Origin of the sequence: Streptomyces sp. NBC_01426 (assembly GCF_036231985.1) — a bacterium.
Classification (GTDB): Bacteria; Actinomycetota; Actinomycetes; order Streptomycetales; family Streptomycetaceae; genus Streptomyces.
The window spans coordinates 684,897-708,348 of record NZ_CP109500.1 but is presented as its reverse complement, the minus strand read 5'-3'; the positions used below and the strand labels follow the sequence as shown (position 1 = coordinate 708,348).

Genomic DNA, 23,452 nt, shown 5'->3' with positions numbered 1-23,452 from the left:
CGCACGCCCCGGCGCCCGAATGGCGTACGGGGCGTGCGGCGCGTCGGCGTGCCCGCCGGTGTCATCCCCCGCCTGCCGGTCTAATGAGCCCCGGCAGGACGGAGCCCCGATGCACGAGATGTCGATCGCCATGGCCGTGGTGAGCCAGGTGGAAGAAGCAGCCCAGGCCGGCGGGGCGCGCGTGGTGACCTCGGTCCGACTCGAAGTCGGCGAGCTGGCCGGAGTGGTACCCGACGCACTCGCCTTCTGTTTCGAACTGGCCTGTGCCGGAACGGTCCTGGAGGGAGCCGAGCTCGTCACCGAGCCCGTGCCGGCCCGCGCGCGCTGCCACTCCTGTACGGACGACTGGGCGGTCGGCATGCCGCCCGAGCTCTGTTGTCCCGGATGCGGCAAGGCCACGGACGTCGAACTCACCGCAGGTCGTGAGCTGCGGATCCTCTCCGTGAACTGGGAGGACTGCCCCGACCCCGCCTCCGCCCCCGCGCGACACCGCCAACCGATCCCCGAGGAGCGCTGAACCATGTGCCGAGTCGTCGACCTCAAGCAGGCGGTGCTGGCCAAGAACGTCGAAGCCGCCCGGGCCCTGCGCGCCGAACTCACCGCCCGCGGCACCACGGTCGTCAACCTGCTCTCCAGCCCGGGCAGCGGCAAGACGGCATTGCTGGAACGCGAGCTGCTGCTCGCCCGTGAGCGGGGAGTGGCCGTCGCCGCCCTCACCGCCGACCTCGCCACCGAGAACGACGCGGTGCGGCTGGCCCGTTCCGGCGTCCCCGTCAAGCAGGTGCTCACCGACGGGCTGTGCCACCTGGAGGCCGGGATGCTGGGCCGACACCTGGACGGCTGGATGCCCGACGACACCCGGCTGCTGTTCGTGGAGAACGTCGGCAACCTGGTCTGCCCGGCCTCCTACGACCTCGGGGAGTCCCTGCGGGTCGTCCTCGCCTCCGTGACCGAGGGCGAGGACAAGCCGCTCAAGTACCCCACCGCCTTCGGGCTCGCCCACCTGGTGATCGTCACCAAGACCGACATCGCGAAGGCCGTCGAGTTCGACGAGGACGCCTTCCGCGCCCATGTGCAGCAGGTCAACCCGGGCGTGGAGGTGGTCCTCACGTCCGCCCGCGCGAACGAGGGCGTGGGCCTCCTGCTGGACCGGGCCCTCGCCGTCGGGGCGGGCGCGACGGTCCACGCGCCGGTCATGGCGGGACGGGACGGGGGACACCTCGACCACCACCACGGTGCGCACGACCACGACCACGATCACGGGGCCGACCACAGCCACGACCACGACCAGGACCACGAGCACGGTCACCTGCCTCCGCATCGGCACGCCGACGCGGCAGCGACGCAGAGCCGCTGATGGAAGCGGTGCAACGGCGACGGGTCGTCGTCCGGGGCGTGGTCCAGGGCGTCGGATTCCGTCCGTACGTCTACACCCGGGCCATCGCGCTCGGCCTGGCCGGGCACGTCACCAACACCCCGGAAGGTGTCGTCGCCGAGGTCGAGGGCGCCTCGGCGGCGGTCTCGGAGTTCTGTGAGCGGCTCGCCGCCTGCGCCCCGCCGTTGGCCGTCGTGGACGCCGTCGACCACTGCGAGGTACCCGTCGCGGGCGGCACCGGCTTCACCATCGTCGCCTCCAGGGGCGGCGGTCCCGCCCGCACGCTGGTCTCGCCCGACGTGGCGACCTGCGCGGACTGCCTCGCGGAGCTGGCCGATCCGACCGACCGACGACACCGCCACCCCTTCATCACCTGCACGCACTGCGGACCCCGGTTCACGATCGTCACCGGCCTGCCGTACGACCGGGCGCACACCACGATGGCCCGCTTCCCGATGTGCCCGGACTGCGCTCGGGAGTACACGGACCCCGCCGACCGCCGGTTCCACGCCCAGCCCGTCGCCTGCCCCGCCTGCGGGCCCCGGTTGCGGCTCCTCGTCGGCACACCGCCCCGCGAACCCGCCGCCGACGAACCGGCGGCCGCGGACCCGGTGGCCGCCGCGCGCCGGCTCCTGGCCGACGGGGCGATCCTCGCGGTCAAGGGACTGGGCGGATACCACCTCGCCTGCGACGCGACGCGACCCGCGGCGGTGGCCGAACTGCGCCGCCGCAAGGGCCGGGGCGACAAGCCCTTCGCCCTGATGGCCCGCGACCTCGACGACGTCGAGGCCCACGTCCACATCGGCCCGCGGGAACGGAGCCTGCTCACCGGCGCCGTACGTCCCATCGTGCTGCTGCGCCGACGCCCCGCCGCCGCCGAACTCGTCGGCGTCGCCCCGGGCAACCCGGACCTCGGCGTGATGCTGCCCTACACGCCGCTGCACCACCTGCTGCTCGGGCTCCCCGGTGACCCTCCCGGCCCCCGCCTGCTCGTCATGACCAGCGGCAACCTGGCCGGTGAGCCGATCGTGACCGACGACGCCGAGGCCCTGGAACGGCTCGGCCGGCTGGCCGACGCCTGGCTCACCCACGACCGCCCCATCCACGTCCCGTGCGACGACTCGGTGGTGCGGGTCCTGGACGGGGAGCCGCTGATCGTGCGGCGCTCGCGCGGGCACGCACCCCTGCCCCTGGACCTCCCGCTCCCGGTCCCCGCGACGCTGGCCGTCGGGGGAGACCTGAAGAACACCTTCTGCCTCGGCGAGGGCCGGCGGGCCTGGCTGTCCGCCCACATCGGCGACATGGACGACCTCGCCACCCAGGACGCCTTCGCCGGCGCGGTGCGCCAACTGGAGGGCATCACCGGCGTCACACCCGCCCTGCTCGCGGCCGACCGGCACCCCGGCTACCGCTCGGCGCACTGGGCCGCCCGCAACGCCGCGGACCGGCCCGTGATCCGGGTCCAGCACCACCACGCGCACGTCGCCGCCGCCATGGCCGAACACGGTCTGGGCGCGGACCGCCGGGTGATCGGCGTCGCGTTCGACGGCACGGGCCACGGAGACGACGGGGCCGTGTGGGGCGGGGAGTTCCTCCTCGCCGACTACGCCGGTCACACCCGGTTCGCGCACCTCGCGTACGTCCCGCTGCCCGGCGGCGACGCCGCCGTACGGCGCCCGTACCGCATGGCGCTGTCCCACCTGCGGGCGGCGGGCCTGGACCGGTCGCCGGACCTGCCGTGCGTCGCGGCCTGCCCGCCGGACGAACTACACGTCCTGGAAACCCAGTTCAGGACCAACCTCAACTGTCTGCCGACCTCCTCCATGGGCCGTCTCTTCGACGCCGTCTCCTCACTGGCGGGCATCTGTCACCACGCGGGCTACGAGGCCCAGGCGGCGATCGAACTGGAGGCGGCGGCGCGCACGGCCCGGGAGGCCGGCGTCGCGGACGAGGGGTACGCCTTCGCCCTGCGGCCCGCCGTCCCCCAGGCCGGCGCCGTTGCCGACGCCCGGGTCCACCCCGATGCCGCCGCTCACCCCGATCCCCCGATGACCGTCGACCCGGCGCCCGTGCTCGCGGCCGTGGTGGCGGACGTGCGCGCGGGAACACCGGCTTCGCTGATCGGCGCGCGCTTCCACCGCGCCGTCACGGACCTGGTGGCCGAGGTCTGCGTCGCCGCCCGGGAGCGGCACGGCCTGGACACCGTCGCCCTCACCGGCGGGGTGTTCGCCAACACCCTCCTCTCCTCGGCCTGCGCCGAGGCACTGCGGGGGCACGGCTTCACGGTACTGCGCCACCACCGAGTGCCCCCGAACGACGGGGGACTGGCCCTCGGGCAACTCATGGTGGCGGCGGCCCGCACCACCGAACACCCACAGCGAGGAGAAGCCCATGTGCCTGGCGGTACCCGGCAGAGTGGTTGAGATCGCGGAGGAGAACGGCACCCGCATGGCCACCGTCGACTTCGGCGGAGTGGTCAAGGAAGTGTGCCTGGAGTACCTGCCGGACCTCCAGGTGGGCGAGTACGCCATCGTCCACGTCGGTTTCGCGCTCCAGCGCCTGGACGAGGAGTCGGCCAAGCAGACCTTGGAACTTTTCGCCCAACTCGGCATGTTGCAAGAGGAGTTCGGCGACCCCTGGGAGCAGGCGGCAGAGGCGGGCGGAGCGCCCTGGCCGTTCGAGGACGACGAGTCGGACACCGTCGCCGACCCGGCGGTCGTGGGACCGGTCGACGGTGGGCACGCATCGCGGGAGGCGCGGCAGCAGTGAAGTACATCGAGGAGTTCCAGGACCCCGAGCTCGCCCGCCGACTCCTGGACGACATCCACGCCACCGTCACCCGCCCCTGGGCGCTGATGGAGGTGTGCGGAGGCCAGACCCACACCATCATCCGGCACGGGATCGACCAACTCCTTCCCGAACAGGTGGAGTTGATTCACGGCCCCGGCTGTCCGGTGTGCGTCACCCCGCTGGAGGTCATCGACAAGGCCCTGGAGATCGCCTCCCGGCCCGACGTGATCTTCTGCTCGTTCGGGGACATGCTCCGCGTCCCCGGGACCGGCCGCGACCTCTTCCAGGTCCGCAGCGAGGGCGGCGACGTACGCGTCGTCTACTCCCCGCTCGACGCACTGAAGATCGCCCGGCAGAACCCGGGCAAGGAAGTCGTCTTCTTCGGGATCGGCTTCGAGACCACGGCCCCGCCCAACGCCATGACGGTCCACCAGGCCCGCAAGCTCGGCATCCGCAACTTCAGCCTGCTCGTCTCCCACGTGCGCGTCCCCCCGGCCATCGAGGCGATCATGCAGTCGCCGAGCTGCCGCGTCCAGGGCTTCCTGGCCGCCGGGCACGTGTGCAGCGTGATGGGCATGGGGGAGTACCCCGAGCTGGCTGCCAGACACCAGGTTCCGATCGTGGTCACGGGCTTCGAGCCGCTGGACATCCTCGAAGGCGTACGGCGCGCCGTGCGCCAGCTCGAACGCGGCGAACACACCGTGGACAACGCCTACGCGCGCGCGGTCCGCCCCGAGGGCAACCCGGCGGCCATCGCCATGCTGGAGGACGTCTTCGAGGTCACCGACCGCGCCTGGCGCGGCATCGGCGTCATCCCCGACAGCGGCTGGCGGCTGTCCGAGCGCTACCGGGACCACGACGCCGAACACCGCTTCTCCGTCACCGGCATCACCACCCGCGAGCCCGCGGAGTGCCGCAGCGGCGAGGTCCTCCAGGGCCTCATCAAGCCGAACCAGTGCGAGGCCTTCGGCACCACCTGTACCCCGCGCAACCCCCTCGGCGCCACCATGGTGTCCAGCGAGGGCGCCTGCGCCGCGTACTACCTCTACCGGCGCCTCGACCTCGCCCCGGTGCGCGGCGCCGACCCCACAGCACGGACCACACCGCTGGAGGCGAGCCCCGTTGCCTGAGACCACCACCCTCGACGTCGCCGGCTGGACCTGCCCGGCCCCCCTGCGGGACCGCCCCCGCGTGGTGATGGGCCACGGCGGCGGCGGCGCCCTCTCCGCCGAACTGGTGCAACACCTCTTCGCCCCGGCGTTCGGCGGTGAGGTGCTGGCCCAGATGGGCGACGCCGCCGCGGTCACCCTCGGGGGCGCCCGACTGGCCTTCTCCACCGACTCGTACGTGGTCCGGCCGCTGTTCTTCCCCGGTGGCGACATCGGGGACCTCGCCGTCAACGGCACCGTCAACGACCTGGCGATGAGCGGCGCCCGCGCCGCGTACCTGTCCTGCGGATTCATCCTCGAAGAAGGCGTCGAGATGTCCGCGGTGGCCCGGGTGGCGCGGTCCATGGGCGCGGCCGCCCGCACCGCCGGCGTCGAGATCGCCACGGGCGACACCAAGGTCGTCGAGGCGGGCCACGGCGACGGCATCTACGTGAACACGGCCGGCATCGGCCTCATCCCGGACGGGGTGGACCTGCGCGCACAGCGCGTCGTGCCCGGCGACGTGGTCATCGTCAGCGGGGAGATCGGACTGCACGGCGTGGCCATCATGAGCGTGCGCGAGGGCCTGGAATTCGGGGTGGACATCGAGAGCGACTGCGCGGCGCTCGGCGGCCTCGTCGAGGCCATGCTCGCGGTCACCTCGGACCTGCACGTGCTCCGCGACCCCACCCGGGGCGGGGTCGCGGCCGCCCTCAACGAGATCGCGGCCGCCTCCGGGACCGGTGTGGTCCTCCAGGAGGGCAAGGTCCCGATCCCGGACCCGGTCGCCAACGCCTGTGCGATCCTCGGCCTCGACCCCCTGTACGTGGCGAACGAGGGGAAGCTGGTCGCGTTCGTACCGCGCGAGCACGCCGAAGCGGTCCTCGACGCGATGCGCGCCCACCCGCTGGGACGCCGCGCCGCGGTGATCGGGGAGGCGGTGGAGTCCCACCCCGGTCTCGTCGTCGCCCGCACGGGCCTGGGCGGGACGCGCGTGGTGGACCTGCCGCTGGGGGAGCAGCTGCCGCGGATCTGCTGATCCCGGGGGAGGCCCGGTCCCCCCGTCGCGCCGGAAGAAGGGATGATGTTCGACATGACATTCGAACATCCCGCCGAGAAGAACGAGGACGGCCACGTCGGCCCGTTCGAGAAGCTGGCCGAGCTGGCCTCCAACTTCACGAGTTCGGCGGCCTTCTTCGTGGTGTGCGTGGCCCTGGTGGCCAACGTCGTGGTCGTGCACGTCCTGCACCTGTCCACGAGCTGGCAACACCTCGCGGGCGACGCCGTGGCCTCCGTCGCCCTGCTCCTGCTGGCCCTGCTCAAGAACTCCGAACGGCGGGCCGAGCACGCCATCCAGCGCAAGCTGGACGCCATCGCCGCCGCGCTGCTGGAACAGCACTCGGGCAGGCCGGGCACGGCGCACGAGGAGCTGGAGAAGGCGATCGGCATCGAGGAGCGCCAGTAGGGCCGGTCCGGTCGCCACGCGTAGGCGGCCCTCCCGGCCGCCGGGCGGGAAGGGCCGCCTTCGCTCAGTCGGCCTTCGCTCAGTCGGTCGAGTGGGGCATGATCTCCCGAGCCTCCCGCACCACCCTGTGCGAGGCCTCGACCAGCGCGGGCAGGTCCTCGTCGGGGAAGGCCATCGCGCCGTCGTCGAACGAGATCAGGTACCGCGGCATACGTGGCTCCCTCGGCCTTCGGCCTCCTTGGGCTGCCTCTCACCCTACGACGACGCCTCCGCTCAGGACCGGCGTTCAGTCGGCTTCCGAAGGAAAGACCTCAGGCGTCGACGCCCGAGAGCGGGTCCTCGCCCGAGGCGGAGTCGGGGGCCGCCGCGGCGGCCAGGGCGGCGTTGCGGCGACCGACGACGACGGTCGCCGCTGCCGCGCTGAGCGCGAACGCCAGCGCCAGCACGGCCGGCCGGTCGAGCCGGTGCCGGGTGAAGTGGTCGACGGAGTAGCGGCCCGGCCCGGCGAGTCCCAGTCCGGCCGCCACGTAGCCGAGGAAGGCCGGGTACTCGAAGCCCCCGCCCTGCGCGAAGAACCCCGCCGGCGCGTGCACCGACACGGCGCCCGCCATCGCGCCCGCCGCGGCGGCGCCCGCCGCCGGGGTCGCGAGCCCGAGCGCCAACAGGGCGCCACCGCCCGCCTCGCCGAGCCCCGCCGCGAGCGCGCTCGGCCGGCCGGGGGCGAAGCCCATGTGTTCCATGGCCTTCGCGGTGCCGTCGAGGCCGCCACCGCCGAACCAGCCGAAGAGCTTCTGCGTGCCGTGTGCCATCAGCACCCCGCCCGCCCCCAGTCGCAGGGCGAGCAGTCCGAGGTCCTTGCGGCGGTGGATGTCCATGGGGCCGAGGCCTTTCCGTGGGCGTGAGGGTGTGAGGGGGAGCGTTCGGGATCGGTCGTACCGGGTCCCAGCTTGACGGTGGCACGGGGCCCGCGCACCCGATGCGTACGCCGGAAGGGGTCCCGGCCTCACACGGGGGCGGGCGGCCGCAGTGATTGCCGGACGGCCCAGGCCACCGACACCAGGGGCACCGCGACCACCGCGCCGACGACGCCCGCGGCGATGGCGCCGGCCACCACCGACAGGGCGACGACCACCGGATGCAGCCGCACCGCCCAACTCATCACGAGCGGATGCAGCAGATGGCCCTCGATCTGCCCGATGACCACGATCAGCGCGACCACCAGGCACGCCACCAGCGGCCCCTTCGCGGCCAGGGCGACGACGGCGGCCACCGCGAGGGCGACCGGGGAACCGATCAGCGGGATGAACGCGGCGAAGAACTCCAACAGGGCGAGGGGCACGGCCAGCGGCACTCCCAACGCGAACAGCGCGACGCCGACGAGGATGGCGTTCGTCCCGGCGACGAGCAGGATGCCGTGGGTGTAGCCGGTGAACGTCCGCCACGCCGCCCGTCCGGCGGTCGCCACCCGGTCCGCCGCGGTCGGCGGGAGCTGCGTGCAGAACCAGGCCCACTGTCGATCGCCCGAGTGGATGAAGAAGACCGAGCAGAACAGCGCCAGGGCGATCACGGTGAAGATCTCCACGAGCCGGCCGGCGCCACTGACCGCGGTGCTCAGCAGGGTCGACCGGTGGCTCGACAGGTAGGAGGTGATGCGCGCCTGCAAGTCGTCCAGGGCGTGCGGGTCCAGGCGCAGCGGCGGCTGCTCCAGCCAACGCTGGATCCGACCCAGGCCGTCCTTGAACTCCGCGAGCAGATTGGTCCACTCGGAGGCGATCGTCTCGCCGACGAACGCGAACGCGCCGAGCAACAGCAGGATGCTGCCGACCAGGGCGCACGCGACGGCGAGCGGGCGGGGCATCCACCGGGCCAGGAGGCCCGTCAGGGGACGGAGCACGGCGGTGACCACGAGGCCGAGGAAGACGGCCACGCCGACCTCGTGGAACCGGCCCAGGACCGCGAACACCGCGTACGTCACGGCCCCCACGGCCAGCAGCCGCCAGGAGTACGCGGCGACCGTGCGCAGCAGCGGCGAGACGTGGGGCGTGCCCGCCGGCAGCGGAGGTCGCGGACGCCGGGGGCGGCCGGTCGCGCGCGGGCGGGCCGGCCGGGGTGCCGACCGCGCCGCGGATCGCCTGGTCATGGCAGTGCCCCACCTCCGGAAGTGTTCCTCGACAGGTTCCACGGCACGCCGCGTCCCCTGCGGGCGCGACGTCACATTCGCCCGAACGAACCGGCGGATACCCCCGTTTCACCCGCGGGCGTTTGTCCGTGAGGGAGGTCGGGCAGACGGTGCGTCATGGCTGAGCTCACGGGTGGGAACCAGGGGACGATCACGACCAGCGTCCCCGCGAGACTGGACCGGCTGCCGTGGTCGCGGTGGCACTGGATGATCGTGATCGGGCTGGGGACCGTGTGGATCCTCGACGGCCTGGAAGTCACGATCGTCGGCAACATCGCCGGTCGGCTCTCCGAGGACGGCAGCGGCCTCAGCATCACGGACGCCCAGGTCACCGGTGTCGCGGCGGCCCTGTACGTGGCCGGGGCCTGCGCCGGGGCGCTGTTCTTCGGACGCCTCACCGACCTGTTCGGCCGCAAGAAGCTCTTCCTGATCACCCTCGGCGTCTACCTGGCGGCGACCGCGCTCACCGCCGTGTCCTTCTCGCCCTGGTGGTTCTTCGTCTTCCGCTTCCTCACCGGTTTCGGCATCGGCGGCGAGTACGCGGCCATCAACTCCGCGATCGACGAGCTGATCCCCAGCAAGTACCGCGGGCGCGTCGACCTCATCATCAACGGCAGCTTCTGGCTCGGCGCGGTCGCCGGCGCACTGCTGTCCGTCCTCGCGCTCGACACCGACATCTTCCCGGCCTGGCTCGGTTGGCGGCTCACGTTCGCGCTCGGCGTCGTCCTCGGCCTGGTGATCCTGCTCGTCCGCCGGCACGTGCCCGAAAGCCCCCGGTGGATGTTCATCCACGGCCAGGGCGAGGAGGCGGAGAAACTCGTCGCCGACGTCGAACGCCAGGTGGAGCGCGAGAAGGGCGCCCCGCTCCCCGAACCAGGGGAGGCCATCACCATCGAGCAGCGCGGCAGCATCGGATTCGGGGAGATCGCCAGGACCGTCTTCCGGTCCTACCCGCGGCGTGCCGTGCTCGGCCTGTCCCTCTTCATCGGCCAGGCGTTCCTCTACAACGCGATCACCTTCGGCTTCGGCACCATCCTGGTCCGGTTCTTCGACGTCTCCAGCTCGGTCACCGGCTACTACTTCGCCGTGATCGCCTTCGGCAACTTCCTCGGACCGCTGTTCCTGGGCCGGTTCTTCGACACCATCGGCCGCCGGCCGATGATCGCCGGCACCTACGTCCTGTCCGGCCTGCTGCTCTTCGGCACCGCCTGGCTCTTCGGAGCCGGCATGCTCACGGCCTTCACGATGACCGCCTGCTGGTGCGTGGTGCTGTTCTTCGCCTCCGCCGGGGCGAGTTCGGCGTACCTGACCGTCAGCGAGATCTTCCCGATGGAGACACGGGCGATGGCGATCGCCTTCTTCTACGCGGTGGGCACCGCCGCCGGCGGCATCTCGGGTCCGCTGGTCTTCGCGGACCTCACCTCCAGCGGAGTGGTCGCCGACGCCGTGCTCGCGTTCTGCATCGGGGCCTCGCTGATGGTGGCGGCCGGCTTGGTCGCGGTCTTCTTCGCGGTGGCGGCGGAGGGCAAGTCCCTCGAATCGATCGCCACCCCCCTCTCCGCCCGCGCCACCGGGGAGCAGGGCGGTACCGAGGGCGGGCCGCGGGCGACGGACCGTGCGGAGAGCCGCACCCCACTCGGGTGACGGTCGTCCCCGGCCGGGACCTCACGCCCGGGCGCACGGCCCGGGCGTGACCCGGACGGCTGTGGACAAGTCCTTCGAACACGACAGGTCCGCGCCGTGCTCGTAGCGTCGTCGGCATCAGGGGGCCTGGTGCCCCGAAGGGCGAACTCTCCTGACGGGAGGGCATGCCGATGCCGGAAGACGCTTCCGTGTCCAGCCTGCTGCGCGTCCACCGAGGCTCCGCCGAACCCGAGGAACTGGCAGCGATCGCCGTCGTGGTCGCCTGCCTCGCCGGGCGCCTGTCCCGGGCGGCGAGCCCCCCTCAGGAGACGAGGCACCACCGCCGGCATCCGCGCCCCGGAGGGCACGGATGCTGGGCGGGGTGCTGGGCCTGCCGGTGACACCGGCAGGCCGCACGGACCTCAGTCCCGCCTGAGGACGGTCATCATGGCCGTCAGGAGCGCCTCCTGGGGGTCGGCGACCGCGTCCTCGCAGCGCCAGGCCACGAACCCGTCAGGCCGCACGAGCACCGCGCCCCCGGCGCCGATCTCGTGGACCTCCGTCCAGTCGGCGTCGGCCGGCTGGACCAGGTCGGCGTCGGCCGCGGAGCCGATCGTGTACCCGGCCAGGCGCGCGGACAGCTGCTCGGCCACCTGCGCCGCCGCCGCCCGCCACGGGGTTCCCGCCGCGCTCAGCAGCACGAAGGACCGCTCGTACAGGTCGAGCAGCGAGATGCGCTCCCCGGCCCTGGTCACCCACATGTGCGGGGCCCTGGTGCCCACGTCACCCTTCAGGCGCAACGCCTCGGGGATGATCGGCCGGCCCGGGTCACCGCCGACGACCGCGCCCTGCGGGTAGCAGTAGCCCATCGCCGTGGTCAGGACCCCGCTGCCGGGGCCCCCGCCCATGGTCGGCGGCGGGGTGTACCCCGGGTGGCTGTGTTCCGCGGAACGCGCCGAGGCCCGCAGGCTCGTGGCCCGGGCCACCGGCAGCCGCTCGGCCTCGTACGTGTCGAGCAGTTCCTGGCCGGCCGCTCCCTGGAGCACCGCCGCGATCTTCCAGGCGAGGTTGTGCGCGTCCTGGATACCGGTGTTCGAACCGAACGCCCCGGTCGGGGACATCTCGTGGGCCGCGTCGCCGACCAGGAAGGCCCGGCCCGAGGAGTACCACTCCGCCACCCGTTCGGCCGCGTGCCAGGGGGCCCGGCCGCCGATCTCCACGTCCAGGTCGGGCACGCCGACCGCCGCGCGGATCTGGCGCGCGCAGCGTTCGTCCGTGAAGTCCTCCAGTGTCTCCCCGTTCTCGGGGTGCCAGGGGGCGTGGAAGACCCACTGGGTCTCGTTGTCGACCGGCAGCAGGGCCCCGTCCGCGCCCGGGCGCATCAGGTAGCACACGATGAACCGGACGTCCCCGAGGACCTCGATGAGCTGCTCGGAACGGAACGTGATGCTCACGTTGTGGAACAGTTCACCGCTGCCCGTCTGGGGGATGCGCAGCGCCTCGCGCACGGGACTGCGCGGGCCGTCCGCGGCGATGAGGAAGTCGGCGCGCACGGTGAGGTGCTCGCCCGTCTCCCGGTCCTTCACCAGGGCGGTGACGCCTTCCTCGTCCTGGTCGAAGCTCATCAGCTCGGTGGAGAACCGCACGTCCGCGCCCTGTGCGCGGCTCTGCTTGGCCAGCTCCGGCTCGATGTTGTTCTGGCTGCACAGGCACCAGCCGGTGGGGCTGAAGCGGGCGAGTGCCCTGGACGGGTCAACGCCCTTGATCAGCCAGTTGAACTCGCCCCCGACCAGGGACTGGGCTTGCAGGATGCCGTGGTTCTCCTCCAGCACGGCCGCCGCGCTGCGGATCGCCGGCTCGGCCTGAGCCGTCCGGAAGAGCTCCATCGTGCGTGCGTTGATGCCACGGCCGCGCGGGTGGACGGACGTACCGGCGTGCTTCTCGACCACCATGTGCCTGACGCCGTGACGGCTCAGGAACAGGGAGGTGGACAGGCCCACGAGTGAGCCGCCCACCACAAGGACCGGTACACGGACGTCGACTTTGTCTTCGATCAACTGAGGGCTCCTGTTTCTGTGCGGGGCGGTGCACTTTCTTATGCCCCGATCAGCCGGCAGGCCCGGGCGATTCGCCACTTCTCACCCGGACGATCCTGAGATCTGGCGTTCTGCCCACTGCTGGATGACGATGAGCGACAGCGGATCCACGCATATGCCCCTCTTCGTCCACCCTGGCAAAGAGGGAAGCGGCCCGGACCGTTCCGACCGGCGCAGCGGACGCGGCACACCCCGGGAACACGTCCCCGGCGACCACGTCCCACGACCGAGACCCTCACGAAGGAGTGAGCAGATGACAACCGCCCTGTCCGAGAGGGTGTCCCAATCGGCTTTCGACGGATCCATGCTCCGGGTCGTCCTGCTGATGGACCTGCACGAAGGCGTCCAGCAGCAATTCTTCGACGCCTACGAGCAGCTCCGCCACGACATCGCCTCGGTTCCGGGGCACCTCGGCGACCAGCTGTGCCAGTCGTTCGAGAACCCCTCCCAATGGCTCATCACCAGTGAGTGGGAGAGTGCGCCCCAGTACCTCGCCTGGGTCAACAGCGAGCACCACGCCGAACAGGTCAAGCCGCTCGGCGCCTGCGCCCGCAGCATGCGACCGCTGAAGTTCACCGTGCTGCGCGAGACCGGCAAGCGCTACGACCGGCCCGAGCTGACGCCCTCCGTACGGCTCCAGCCCACGCCCCGCCTCGGCGCCGGGATCGTCCGCCACGCCCTGACCTTCACGGTCAAGCCGGGCAGCGAGAAGGCCGTCGCCGACCTCCTGTCCTCCTACGACTCCCCGGCGGCCGAGGTCGACGCGCACACCCGCCTGTGCCGCACCTCCCTCTTCATGCACGGCAACCGGGTGGTCCGGGCCGTCGAGGTCGAAGGCGACCTCACCGCGGCCCTGCGCCACGTGTCCGAGCAGCCGGAGGTCCGCGCCGTCGAGCAGGCCATCAACCCCTACCTCGAACAGGACCGCGACCTGGCCGACCCCGAGTCCGCCCGCCTGTTCTTCATGAAGGCGGCGCTCCCGGCCGTCCACCACGTGGCCGAGCACGGCGCCGACGACGCCCCCGTGACCCGGCACGCGCTGTTCTACCCGGCACGGGAAGGCCGCGGCGCCGAGCTCGCCGAGTTCCTGTCCCAGCAGGACGAGCGGGCCGCGGCGCGGCCCGACGGCCCGGTCCGCAGCAGCAGCATCTTCCAGCGCGACGACATCGTCGTGCGCCTCCTCGACGTGTCGCTCCCCGCGGGCGCCGAACTCGCCGCCGCCTTCGAGATCGAAGGACCGCGCGCCGAGGCGACCCTCGAACGGCTGCTCGCGGCGCCGTCCGGGGCCGACGGCCCGGCAGCTCCCCACCCCATGACCCCGGTCACCGACCGCCGGGCACCCGAACGGTCCTGAGGACCGCCCGGTATCCGCGGCCCGCCCGGGCCACCACCACCCCGCCCCGCGCCCCTGTCGAGGCAACCCGCACGCCTGGAGGAAGTCAGTCATGAGCACACATCGCCCACGCATCGTCGACCTCAGCGAGACCCAGCCCAACCGCAGGCGCGGAGGCGACCTGAGAGCGGTGCTCACCCCGACCTCGGTCGGCTCGACCAGCGGGTTCATGGGTCTGGCCGTCATGGCCCCGGGCGAGTCGATCGCCGAGCACTACCACCCGTACTCCGAGGAGTTCGTGTACGTGGTCGCCGGCAACCTGGAGGTCGACCTCGACGGGGAGGCCCACCCGCTGCGCGTCGACCAGGGGCTGCTGGTGCCGCTGAACGTCCGCCACCGTTTCCGCAACGTCGGCGACACCGAGGCCCGCATGGTCTTCCACCTGGGCCCGCTCGCCCCCCGGCCGGAACTCGGCCACGTCGACACCGAAGAGGCCCCGCACCCGCACGAGTCCGCGTGGGACCAGCGGCCACCCGAGCACTCGGAGGTCGTCGCATGACCCGCCGACGGGTGGCCGTGACCGGGGTCGGCGTCGTCGCCCCCGGTGGCATCGGCACCCGCGCCTTCTGGGACCTGCTCTCCAACGGGCGCACCGCGACACGGGGCATCACCCTCTTCGACCCGACCGGGTTCCGCTCCCGGATAGCCGCGGAGGTCGACTTCGACCCCGCCGACCACGGGTTCACCCCCGGCGAGGCGGAGCGACACGACCGGTACATCCAGTTCGCCCTGGTCGCCGCGCGCGAGGCGGTGGCCGACGCCGGCCTCCACCTCGACTCCGACGAGGCCTGGCGCACGGGAGTCTCCCTGGGCACCGCCGTCGGCGGAACCACCCGCCTGGAGCACGACTACGTCGCCGTCAGCGACAAGGGCGCCTGGTGGGACGTCGACCACCGGCTCTCCTCGCCCTTCCTGCACCGGGCGTTCACCCCCGCGACGCTGGCTTCCGCCGTCGCGGAACAGACGGGCGCCCGCGGACCCGTACAGACCGTCTCGACGGGCTGCACCTCGGGCCTCGACGCGATCGGGTACGCGGTCCACGCCATCCAGGAGGGCCGGATGGACGTGTGCATCGCCGGCGCCTCGGACTCTCCCGTCTCCCCGATCACCGTGGCCTGCTTCGACGCCATCAAGGCGACCTCGCCGAACAACGACGACCCCGCCCACGCGTCCAGGCCGTTCGACGCCGACCGCGACGGGTTCGTCCTCGGCGAGGGCGGAGCGGTCCTCGTCCTGGAGGAGCTGGAGCACGCCCGCGCTCGCGGCGCGACCGTCCACTGCGAGATCGGCGGGTACGCCACCTTCGGCAACGCCCACCACATGACCGGCCTCACCACCGAGGGGCTGGAGATGGCCCGGTCCATAGAGACCGCCCTCGGGCAGGCCCGGGTCAACGCCGCGGAGATCGACTACGTCAACGCGCACGGCTCCGGGACCAAGCAGAACGACCGGCACGAGACCGCGGCCGTCAAGCGGGTGCTCGGCGACCACGCCTACCGGACGCCGATGACCTCCATCAAGTCGATGGTCGGCCACTCGCTCGGTGCCATCGGCGCCATCGAACTCGCCGCCTGCGTCCTCGCGATGACCCATCACGTGGTGCCGCCGACGGCGAACTACGAGACCCCCGACCCGGAGTGCGACCTGGACTACGTGCCGAAGACGGCCCGCAGCCACACCCTGCGCAGCGTGCTCTCCGTCGGCAGCGGATTCGGCGGATTCCAGTCCGCCGTCGTCATGACCCAGCCGAAGGAGGTGCGCGCGTGAACAGTCGCTCCGAGGGAGCCTCGGTCATCACCGGCATCGGGGTGGTCGCGCCCAACGGGATCGGGATAGAAGCCTTCTGGAAGGCGACCCAGGCCGGCGACAGCGTCCTGGACCGCGTCAGCCGACAGGGCTGCGAGCACCTCCCGCTGCGCATCGCGGGGGAGGTGCGGGGCTTCGACCCCGGCACCCTGGTCGAGGACCGCTTCCTCGTACAGACCGACCGGTTCAGCCACTACGCGCTCGGCGCCGCCGACCTCGCCCTGGAGGACGCGCGGCTCGCGCAGGCCGACTACGCCGACGACGCCTTCTCGGTCGGGGTCGTCACGGCGGCCGGCTCGGGCGGCGGCGAGTTCGGGCAGCGCGAACTGCAACGGCTGTGGGGGCAGGGCCCCCGCTACGTCGGCCCGTACCAGTCGATCGCCTGGTTCTACGCCGCCAGTACCGGACAGATCTCCATCCGACGCGGGCTCAAGGGCCCGTGCGGGGTGGTCTGCGGGGACGAGGCCGGCGGGCTGGACGCCTTCGCCCACGCCGCCCGGGCCATCCGGCAGGGCAGCCGGGCGATGCTGGTCGGCGCGACGGAGGCACCGCTCGCCCCCTACTCGGTCGTCTGCCAGCTGGGCTACGAGGGTCTGAGCACCGACGACGACCCCGAGCGGGCCTACCGCCCCTTCACCGCGAAGGCGTCGGGCTTCGTACCCGCCGAAGGCGGCGCGATGTTCGTCGTCGAGGACGCCGAGTCCGCCGAACGGCGCGGTGCGACCGTCCGCGCCGTCGTGGCGGGCCACTGCGCGACCTTCACCGGACCGCACCGCTGGGAGGAGTCGGGCGAGGGCCTGTCCCGCGCCATCCGCGGCGCCCTCCGCGAGGCGGACTGCGCCCCCGAGGAGATCGACGTGGTCTTCGCCGATGCCCTCGGGATCCCCGCCGCCGACACGGCCGAGGCGTGGGCCATCACCGACGCCCTCGGGAGTCGCGCGAGCCGGGTGCCCGTCACGGCGCCCAAGACCGGGACCGGGCGGGCCTACTGCGCCGCCGGCACCCTCGACGTGGCCGCGGCCGTGATGGCACTGGAACACGGCGTCGTCCCCCCGACGCCGAACGTCTTCGAGGTCTGCCACGACCTCGATGTGGTCACCGGCAGCGCGCGCCCCGCACGGATGCGGACCGCGCTCGTGCTCAGCCGGGGCCAGATGGGCTCGAACTCGGCCCTCGTCCTCCGCAGAGGACCGGAATCCGCCGTGTAGGGCGCGCCACGCCGGCGCCGCCGGCCCACCCGCCCTCGTAGGAAGAGAGAAGGCACCATGTCCGACCGCCTCACGATGGAAGAGCTGGCTTCCCTGATGAAGGGCGCCGGCATCACCGTCGACCCCGTCGAGCTGACGAGTCGCCCGGAATCCCGGTTCGACGAGTACGGCCTCGACTCGCTGGGCCTGCTCGGCATCGTCGGTGAGCTGGAGAACCGGCGCGGCCGGGCACTGCCCACCGACGCCGACCGCTGCGCGAGCCCGCGCGAGTTCCTCGACCTCGTCAACAACAGCCTCATGACAGGAGCCTGACATGCCCGGCCACACCGACAACGAGATCACCGTCAACGCACCCGTCGACGTCGTGTGGGAGGTGACCAACGACCTCCAGAACTGGCCGCAGCTCTTCAGCGAGTACGCCTCGATCGAGATCCTCGACCGCGTCGGGGACACCACGAAGTTCCGGCTGGCCATGCACCCCGACGAGAACGGCGTGGTGTGGAGCTGGGTGTCGGAGCGGACCGTCGACCGCGAGGGCCTCACGGTCAAGGCGCGCCGGGTCGAGACCGGCCCGTTCGCCCACATGAACATCCACTGGGAGTACCACCCGGTATCCGGCGGCGGCACCCGGATGCGCTGGGTCCAGGACTTCGCGATGAAGCCCGACGCGCCGGTCGACGACGCCTGGATGACCGACAACATCAACCGCAACTCCCGCACCCAGATGGCCCTCATCCGGGACAAGATCGAACAGCTGGAGCGGGAGAGCCGCGAGCCCGTGACCAGTCAGCGCTGACGGACGAAAGGCACAGCACCATGCACCAGGCTCTCATCGTGGCCCGCATGGCCCCCGGTTCCGCGCCCGACATCGCCGGCCTGTTCGCCGCGTCGGACGCGGGCGAACTGCCCCACCTGGTCGGGGTCAAGAGCCGCAGTCTCTTCCAGTTCGGGGACGTGTACCTCCACCTGATCGAGTCCGACAAGCCACCGGCCCCGGCGATCGCCCAGGTGACCGACCACCCGGAGTTCCGGGACCTCAGTGACCGGCTCTCCGTGTTCATCAGTCCCCACGACCCGCAGACCTGGCGGAGCCCGAAGGACGCCATGGCCCAGCAGTTCTACCGCTGGGAGCGCTCGGCCGGCCGGTAGCCGGCCCGGCGTCCACGCCACGCACACCCGCCACACCGCGACGGCTCTGCCCCGTTCCCAGGGGGCAGAGCCGTCGGTGCGCACACCCGGCCGATCAGCCGAGGCCCGCCCGGTCGGCGGCCGCCACGACGTGGTCGCGCGAGGCCCGCGCCTCCTCCCGCAGCGCGGACAGGTCGACGTCGAGGAGCCGGCCGTCCCACTTGCGGACCTGCCCCGCCACGAACACGGCATCGACGTTGCGCGCGTCCGCACCCAGTACGACGGTCCCCACCGCGTCGTTGAGCGGCATGTTGTTGACGTCCTCGCCGCGGATGACCAACACGTCCGCCTGCTTGCCCACCGTCAGCGAACCGGTCACGTCCGCCAGCCCGTTGGTCCGCGCGCCCTGGAGGGTCGCGAAGTCCAGCACGTCGAGCGTGCCGATCCGCGACGGCTCCCGGTCCGTGCCGTACACCGCGGCCACGGCGCGCATGCGTTGGATCGCGTGCAGGGTCCGCATCTGCGTGAACATGTCGCCGGCCAGCGCCACCTCCACGTCGATGCTCAGGCCCGGCCGGACACCGGCCCCGAGCGCCTCGTCGACCGCGGGGACGGCGCTCTCCAGGCCGATCTGCGCGTCCGAGGTCGGGGCCAGCGCCACGGTCGTCCCGCTCGCACCGATGGCCCGCCAGGCATCGGGGGTCAGGCCCGTCGCGTGGATCAGCGTGACCTCCGGCCCCAGCAGTCCGGCGCGTTCCCACCGCGACACGGCCCGCGAGGAGGCCGCGCCGAACACCGCGTCCACGCTCACACCCACACCCACCTCCCGTGCGGTACACGCCAGTTCCGGACCGTAGGCAAGCCACAGCCCGGCGATCTCGTCCGTTGCCAGGGCGGCGAGCCGGAAGGTCAGCAGGTCGCTTCCGTACGTGTCGCGAAGCCGACCCAGGTCGGCCGGCCACTGCTCGTCCCAGTCGCCGAAGTGCGGACCCATGGCCGCGTGCACCCCGCGGATGCCCGTGTCGATCAACGCGCGCACGGCGCTGTCCGAGTGCTCCGCGCTGCGGGAGTTGTGCGAGAAGTCGAGCATCGTCGTGATCCCGCAGTCCAGCGCCGACAGCGCCGCCAGCCTGGTGCCGACGTACATGTCGTGCGGCCGGTAGACCGGCGCGTACCCCGCCAGGGTGGTCCGTGCGTAGGCTCCCAGGTCGTCCACGTCGGGCATCACCCGGCGCAACTGGCCCTGCCAGGCATGCCGGTGGGTGTCCACGAAGCCGGGAGTCAGCACGCAACCGGTCGCGTCGACGACCACGGCGTCGACGGCCGCGCCCCGAGCGGCGAGGTCCCGGCCGACGGCTGCGATCACCTTCCCCTCGATCAGGAGGTCGCCCACGGGCAGGACACCGGTACGGGGATCCATCGTCACCACGGTCGCGCCGGTGAGCAGGACACGGCGCCGCGCGTCGGGCACGCGCAACCGGTCGAGCAGGGCCGCGCGGGTGGCGTCGTTCAGATACATGGGGGAGCGGTCCGATCGGGGGGAGGGGGAGGAGAGGCCGTCTCGGTCGAGCCGGCCCACTCATCGTGTGACCGCCCCCGCGTCCGAACCAGGCCCCACCGAGCCGGGCCCCACCGAACCCGGGTGCGCCACACCCGGGATGCGGGCCACCGTTGTGCCGCACCACCAGGCCCGTCAGGATCGTCAGGCGCCCGAGCCCCAGGGGAACCATTCGCCCCAATGGTGCGTGTCTGGAGGAAAGCACCCTGACACCACGGGAAAGGACGACCCTTGAACACCACCACATCGACGGCTTCGGGCTCGCGCCGACGCGCGATCCTCGCGCTCGGGGCGGGGGCGGCACTGACCGCGGCCCTCCCGATGGGCGGGACCGCGTACGCCTCGGACCCGGAAGGCGACCTCGTGGCACGCCGGTTCGGGGAACTGGAGCGACAGCACTCGGCCCGCGTCGGCGTGTTCGCCCTCGACACCGCCACCGGCCGGACCGTGAGCCACCGGGCCGACGAACTCTTCCCGATGTGCTCGCTGTTCAAGACGCTCGCCGCGGGAGCCGTCCTGCGCGACCTCGACCGCCGCGGGGAGTTCCTCGCCAAGCGCATCCACTACACCGAGAAGGACGTCAAGGAGGCCGGACACACGCCGATCACCTCCAAGCCCGAGAACCTCGCCCACGGCATGACCGTCGAAGAACTGTGTTCGGCGACGATCGCCTTCAGCGACAACGCCGCCGGCAACCTCCTGCTGCGCGAACTCGGCGGGCCGACCGCCGTCACCCGGTTCTGCCGCTCCCTCGGGGACGGGACGACCCGGCTCGACCGCTGGGAGCCCGAACTCAACTCGGCCGAACCCGACCGGATCACCGACACCACCACGCCCCGGGCCATCGCGCACACCTACGCACGCCTCACCCTCGGCGGCGCGCTCACCGCCCCCGACCGGGAACGGCTCACCGGCTGGATGCTGGCCAACACGACCAGCTCCAAGCGGTTCCGTGCCGGGCTTCCTCCGGAGTGGACGATCGCGGACAAGACGGGAGGCGGGCAGTACGCGACCAACAACGACGCGGGCATCGCCTGGCCGCCCGGCCGTCCCCCGATCGTCCTCGCGGTGCTGACGACCAAACACGATCCCGATGCCCCGGCCGACGACCCGCTCGTCGCCGAATCGGCCGCCCTGGCGGCGTCCGCCCTCGGCCACCCGAGGTAACCCCGGACCCGCCCGTCCCCCGCACCCCCGACCGGCCGGACCCCAAGCCGAGCCGGTCGGCGGCGCGGTCGCCCCCGACCGGCTCGGGGCGAAGCACTGCGTGCCCGGCGCTCAGGTGCGGGTGGCGCGATCGGTCAGGAGTTCGCGTGCGGCGCGCGTGCCCGAGGCCATGGCGCCCTGTACGGAACCCGTCGCGCGGTGGTCGCCGCACACGTACACACCGCCCTCGACCCTCGTGGTCCGGCTGAGGGGCCAGGGCGGCGGCATCGCGGGCAGCGCGCCGGGCACCGTGACGGCGGCCACGGCCTGCCACCGGGTCGCGTCCGTCCCATACACCTCGGACAGGACGGACACCAGCGCCGATCGGCCCGCGGGGGTGTCGTCCCCGAGCACCGAGGTCGACACCAGGGTGCGGCCGTCGACGGAGTAACCGGGGACCACCTCCGTCAGCACGCACGTGTTGAGGAACCGCCGCCGGCTGTCGACCAGCAGGGTCGGTTCGCGCAGCGGCGAGATGGGGGTCGCGTGGTAGTAGGTGGTGACCGTGCGCGTCGGGCCGGGCTCGCCCAGCGCCGGTACGAGCGCGGACGCGCACGCCGTGTCGGTGGCGACCACGACGCCGGTGGCCTCCAGGGCGGTCCCGTCCGCGAGGACCACTCCGGCGCCGGACACGGCGGAAACGCGCGCCTCCAGCTCCAGGGAGCCCTCGGGCAGGCCGCCCGCCAACTGCTCGGGCACCGCCCCGATCCCGTTGGAGGGCAGGGTGAGGGTTCCCCGGATCATGCTGCGCCAGGTCAGGTGGAACATCCGGCTCGACGTCTCCAGCTCGTCCTCCAGGAAGACGCCCGCGAGGAACGGACGCATGAAGGCGTCGACGAGGGCGTCGTCCACCCCCCAACGCGCCAGTTCCCGCCGGGTCGTACGTTCCGGAAGCCGCCGCAGCGCCCGAACGGGCGCCAAGGTGTCCACCGCGGTCAGCGCGCCGAGTCCGGCCAGTCCGCGGAGCGGGGTGCGTCGACCGGTCAGCAGCGCGGCCGCGTCGCCCGGGCGCCTGGTCGGGTCCCCGAACCGCACCCGACCGCCGTCCGGCATGTGGGTCAGGACTCCCGGGGTGAAGGGGCGCAGTCGCAGGTCGCGCAGGTTCACACGGCGCTTGACCTGCGGGTAGGCGGTGTTGAACACCTGGAACCCGCGATCCAGTACGAACCCGTCCCGAAGGTCGCTGCGCATCCTTCCGCCGACTCCGTCGGACGCCTCCAGCACGCGCACCCGTACTCCCGCCCGTGCCAGGTCGAGCGCGCAGGTGAGACCGGCGAGCCCGGCCCCCACGACGATCACATTGCCCTGCCGGTCACGACTGCTCACGGGTACCTCCTGGTGGCGGCTTCACCCAGTGTTTCGCCGGCCGGGACCGGATCGGATGCGGTGGACCGTCGCCACGCGTCGATTACGGAAATCGGGTGATCATTCGATCCGGTCCGTCACGGGAGTCCGCTGTCGGTCGGCCCCGCCGCCACGGGGACACCGCCGAGGACCAGGTGAGGGCCCACGACCGGCCCCGCACCTGGTGGGGCCGGCGTTCGCGGAGGAGGATGGCGTCATGAACCAGCCCGCGCCGTCGAGACGCGGTCCACGGGAGCGACTCGGCGCCGGCCTCTTCGCCCGCGTGGCCGGACCCGAGGGCCGGGCGAACCGCGCCCGCATCCACGGCGCCCCCGGACCCCGCTGGTTCGGGCCCGAGCGTCCCATCCGCACCGTGCACGGGGACGCCTCGATGTTCGTCGGCGGCCTCAGCGCCCTCCTGCTCCAATCGCTGCACCCGCTGGCGATGGCCGCCGTCGCGGCGCACTCCGGATTCCGCGGCGACCCGTGGGGGCGGCTCCAACGCACCAGCACCTTCCTCGCGGTGACCACCTACGGCACCGCCGAGGACGCGCAGCAGGCGGTCGACCGGGTACGGGCCGTACACGAACGGGTCCGCGGCCGGACGCCCGACGGTCAGGCCTACCACGCGGCGGACCCGCACCTGCTGGGCTGGGTCCACGCGGCGGAGGTCGACAGCTTCCTCCGCGCCCACCAGCGCTTCGGCGCGCATCCCCTCGACCCCGCCGGCTGCGACGCGTACCTCGCGGACACCGCCCGGGTGGCCCGCGCGCTCGGGGTGCAGGACCCGCCCCGAAACAGGGCGGAGCTGGCCCGCCTGCTCGCGGCGTACCGACCGGACCTCCGCGCCACGCCCCAGGCCCGGGAGGCGGCGCGCTTCGTCCTGCGCCACCCGCCCCTGCCCAGGGCGGCCCGCGGACCCTATGCCGTGCTCGCCGCGAACGCGGTCGCCCTGCTGCCGCCGTGGGCACCGGGACTGCTGGGGCTGTCCGGGGCGCGAGGCGGCGTGAGCGGTGGCCTCGTACGACTCTCCGGACACGCCCTGACCGGCTCCATCAGGTGGGCGATGGCCCCGCCGCCGCCCGGACCACCGGGGTGACCACCGGACCTGCCCCCAGGACCCTCACACCGGA

General features: G+C 72.7%; 24 protein-coding genes. 18 read left to right on the top strand and 6 right to left on the bottom strand.

Annotation, left to right across the window (positions count from 1 at the left end):
* Positions 1-109: 109 nt before the first annotated feature.
* From hypA to OG906_RS03420, 7 genes are all read left to right on the top strand, one after another.
* Entirely contained in the window at positions 110-517 is a 408-nt protein-coding gene (hypA, locus tag OG906_RS03450) for a hydrogenase maturation nickel metallochaperone HypA (RefSeq protein ID WP_329439841.1), read from the top strand.
* A 3-nt stretch (positions 518-520) separates the two neighbouring features.
* Positions 521-1,357: a hydrogenase nickel incorporation protein HypB gene (gene hypB, locus OG906_RS03445; protein ID WP_329439840.1), complete on the top strand. Its 837-nt coding sequence runs from the start codon at positions 521-523 to the stop codon at positions 1,355-1,357.
* Positions 1,357-3,798: a carbamoyltransferase HypF gene (hypF, locus tag OG906_RS03440; RefSeq protein ID WP_329439838.1), complete on the top strand. Its 2,442-nt coding sequence runs from the start codon at positions 1,357-1,359 to the stop codon at positions 3,796-3,798. Before hypB ends, hypF begins: the two co-directional genes overlap by 1 nt.
* Positions 3,767-4,144 (top strand): HypC/HybG/HupF family hydrogenase formation chaperone, encoded by a 378-nt coding sequence (locus OG906_RS03435; RefSeq protein ID WP_329439836.1) that lies wholly within the window; start codon positions 3,767-3,769, stop codon positions 4,142-4,144. Before hypF ends, OG906_RS03435 begins: the two co-directional genes overlap by 32 nt.
* Complete coding sequence (gene hypD, locus OG906_RS03430; RefSeq protein WP_329439835.1) at positions 4,141-5,295, top strand: hydrogenase formation protein HypD; 1,155 nt, start codon at positions 4,141-4,143, stop codon at positions 5,293-5,295. Before OG906_RS03435 ends, hypD begins: the two co-directional genes overlap by 4 nt.
* 67 nt (positions 5,296-5,362) lie before the next feature.
* A complete protein-coding gene (gene hypE, locus OG906_RS03425; RefSeq protein ID WP_329447915.1) occupies positions 5,363-6,352 on the top strand; it encodes a hydrogenase expression/formation protein HypE in 990 nt (329 codons plus the stop codon).
* Positions 6,353-6,406: 54 nt separating this feature from the next.
* Entirely contained in the window at positions 6,407-6,778 is a 372-nt protein-coding gene (locus OG906_RS03420; protein WP_329439833.1) for a low affinity iron permease family protein, read from the top strand.
* Between the two features lie 79 nt (positions 6,779-6,857).
* Here the strand turns inward: OG906_RS03420 and OG906_RS03415 are convergent, their stop codons facing one another.
* The 3 genes from OG906_RS03415 to OG906_RS03405 all read right to left on the bottom strand — a co-directional run bounded on the left by OG906_RS03415 (position 6,858) and on the right by OG906_RS03405 (position 8,918).
* On the bottom strand, positions 6,858-6,989 hold the full coding sequence (locus OG906_RS03415; protein ID WP_329439831.1) for a hypothetical protein: 132 nt from the start codon (positions 6,987-6,989) through the stop codon (positions 6,858-6,860).
* 100 nt (positions 6,990-7,089) lie between these two features.
* On the bottom strand, positions 7,090-7,653 hold the full coding sequence (locus tag OG906_RS03410; RefSeq protein ID WP_267795836.1) for a DoxX family protein: 564 nt from the start codon (positions 7,651-7,653) through the stop codon (positions 7,090-7,092).
* 128 nt (positions 7,654-7,781) lie between these two features.
* Entirely contained in the window at positions 7,782-8,918 is a 1,137-nt protein-coding gene (locus OG906_RS03405) for an AI-2E family transporter (RefSeq protein ID WP_329439828.1), read from the bottom strand.
* 156 nt (positions 8,919-9,074) lie between these two features.
* Between OG906_RS03405 and OG906_RS03400 the strand changes: the two genes are divergently transcribed.
* Together OG906_RS03400 and OG906_RS03395 are read left to right on the top strand one after the other, a co-directional pair.
* Entirely contained in the window at positions 9,075-10,601 is a 1,527-nt protein-coding gene (locus OG906_RS03400; protein WP_329439826.1) for an MFS transporter, read from the top strand.
* A 164-nt stretch (positions 10,602-10,765) separates the two neighbouring features.
* Positions 10,766-10,981 carry an acyl-CoA carboxylase subunit epsilon gene (locus OG906_RS03395; RefSeq protein ID WP_329439823.1) on the top strand — a complete coding sequence of 72 codons (216 nt, stop codon included), beginning with the start codon at positions 10,766-10,768 and terminating at the stop codon, positions 10,979-10,981.
* A gap of 21 nt (positions 10,982-11,002) precedes the next feature.
* Here OG906_RS03395 and OG906_RS03390 read toward each other — a convergent pair whose 3' ends face one another.
* Positions 11,003-12,634 carry an FAD-dependent oxidoreductase gene (locus OG906_RS03390; RefSeq protein ID WP_329447914.1) on the bottom strand — a complete coding sequence of 544 codons (1,632 nt, stop codon included), beginning with the start codon at positions 12,632-12,634 and terminating at the stop codon, positions 11,003-11,005.
* A gap of 295 nt (positions 12,635-12,929) precedes the next feature.
* Here OG906_RS03390 and OG906_RS03385 point away from each other — a divergent pair, with 295 nt between their 5' ends.
* From OG906_RS03385 to OG906_RS03355, 7 genes are all read left to right on the top strand, one after another.
* Positions 12,930-14,030: a SchA/CurD-like domain-containing protein gene (locus tag OG906_RS03385; protein WP_329439820.1), complete on the top strand. Its 1,101-nt coding sequence runs from the start codon at positions 12,930-12,932 to the stop codon at positions 14,028-14,030.
* A 91-nt stretch (positions 14,031-14,121) separates the two neighbouring features.
* Entirely contained in the window at positions 14,122-14,568 is a 447-nt protein-coding gene (locus OG906_RS03380) for a cupin domain-containing protein (RefSeq protein WP_267795831.1), read from the top strand.
* Complete coding sequence (locus OG906_RS03375) at positions 14,565-15,836, top strand: beta-ketoacyl-[acyl-carrier-protein] synthase family protein (protein WP_267795830.1); 1,272 nt, start codon at positions 14,565-14,567, stop codon at positions 15,834-15,836. Before OG906_RS03380 ends, OG906_RS03375 begins: the two co-directional genes overlap by 4 nt.
* Positions 15,833-17,083 (top strand): ketosynthase chain-length factor, encoded by a 1,251-nt coding sequence (locus OG906_RS03370; RefSeq protein ID WP_329439816.1) that lies wholly within the window; start codon positions 15,833-15,835, stop codon positions 17,081-17,083. Before OG906_RS03375 ends, OG906_RS03370 begins: the two co-directional genes overlap by 4 nt.
* Before the next feature lie 57 nt (positions 17,084-17,140).
* The gene (locus tag OG906_RS03365) at positions 17,141-17,395 is read left to right on the top strand and encodes an acyl carrier protein (RefSeq protein WP_267795828.1); all 255 of its coding nucleotides are present in this window, start codon (positions 17,141-17,143) and stop codon (positions 17,393-17,395) included.
* 1 nt (position 17,396) lies between these two features.
* Complete coding sequence (locus tag OG906_RS03360) at positions 17,397-17,879, top strand: SRPBCC family protein (protein ID WP_329439812.1); 483 nt, start codon at positions 17,397-17,399, stop codon at positions 17,877-17,879.
* Positions 17,880-17,899: 20 nt separating this feature from the next.
* Positions 17,900-18,232 (top strand): TcmI family type II polyketide cyclase, encoded by a 333-nt coding sequence (locus tag OG906_RS03355; protein ID WP_267795826.1) that lies wholly within the window; start codon positions 17,900-17,902, stop codon positions 18,230-18,232.
* A 94-nt stretch (positions 18,233-18,326) separates the two neighbouring features.
* On the opposite strand, the gene OG906_RS03350 is transcribed toward OG906_RS03355, so the two are convergent.
* Positions 18,327-19,730 carry an amidohydrolase family protein gene (locus OG906_RS03350; protein WP_329439809.1) on the bottom strand — a complete coding sequence of 468 codons (1,404 nt, stop codon included), beginning with the start codon at positions 19,728-19,730 and terminating at the stop codon, positions 18,327-18,329.
* A 270-nt stretch (positions 19,731-20,000) separates the two neighbouring features.
* Here OG906_RS03350 and bla point away from each other — a divergent pair, with 270 nt between their 5' ends.
* Positions 20,001-20,936 carry a class A beta-lactamase gene (bla, locus tag OG906_RS03345; RefSeq protein ID WP_329439807.1) on the top strand — a complete coding sequence of 312 codons (936 nt, stop codon included), beginning with the start codon at positions 20,001-20,003 and terminating at the stop codon, positions 20,934-20,936.
* 111 nt (positions 20,937-21,047) lie between these two features.
* Here bla and OG906_RS03340 read toward each other — a convergent pair whose 3' ends face one another.
* On the bottom strand, positions 21,048-22,301 hold the full coding sequence (locus OG906_RS03340) for an NAD(P)/FAD-dependent oxidoreductase (protein ID WP_329439805.1): 1,254 nt from the start codon (positions 22,299-22,301) through the stop codon (positions 21,048-21,050).
* A 235-nt stretch (positions 22,302-22,536) separates the two neighbouring features.
* On the opposite strand from OG906_RS03340, the gene OG906_RS03335 reads away from it, so the two are divergent.
* Positions 22,537-23,418 (top strand): oxygenase MpaB family protein, encoded by an 882-nt coding sequence (locus OG906_RS03335; RefSeq protein WP_329439803.1) that lies wholly within the window; start codon positions 22,537-22,539, stop codon positions 23,416-23,418.
* Positions 23,419-23,452 lie beyond the last annotated feature (34 nt).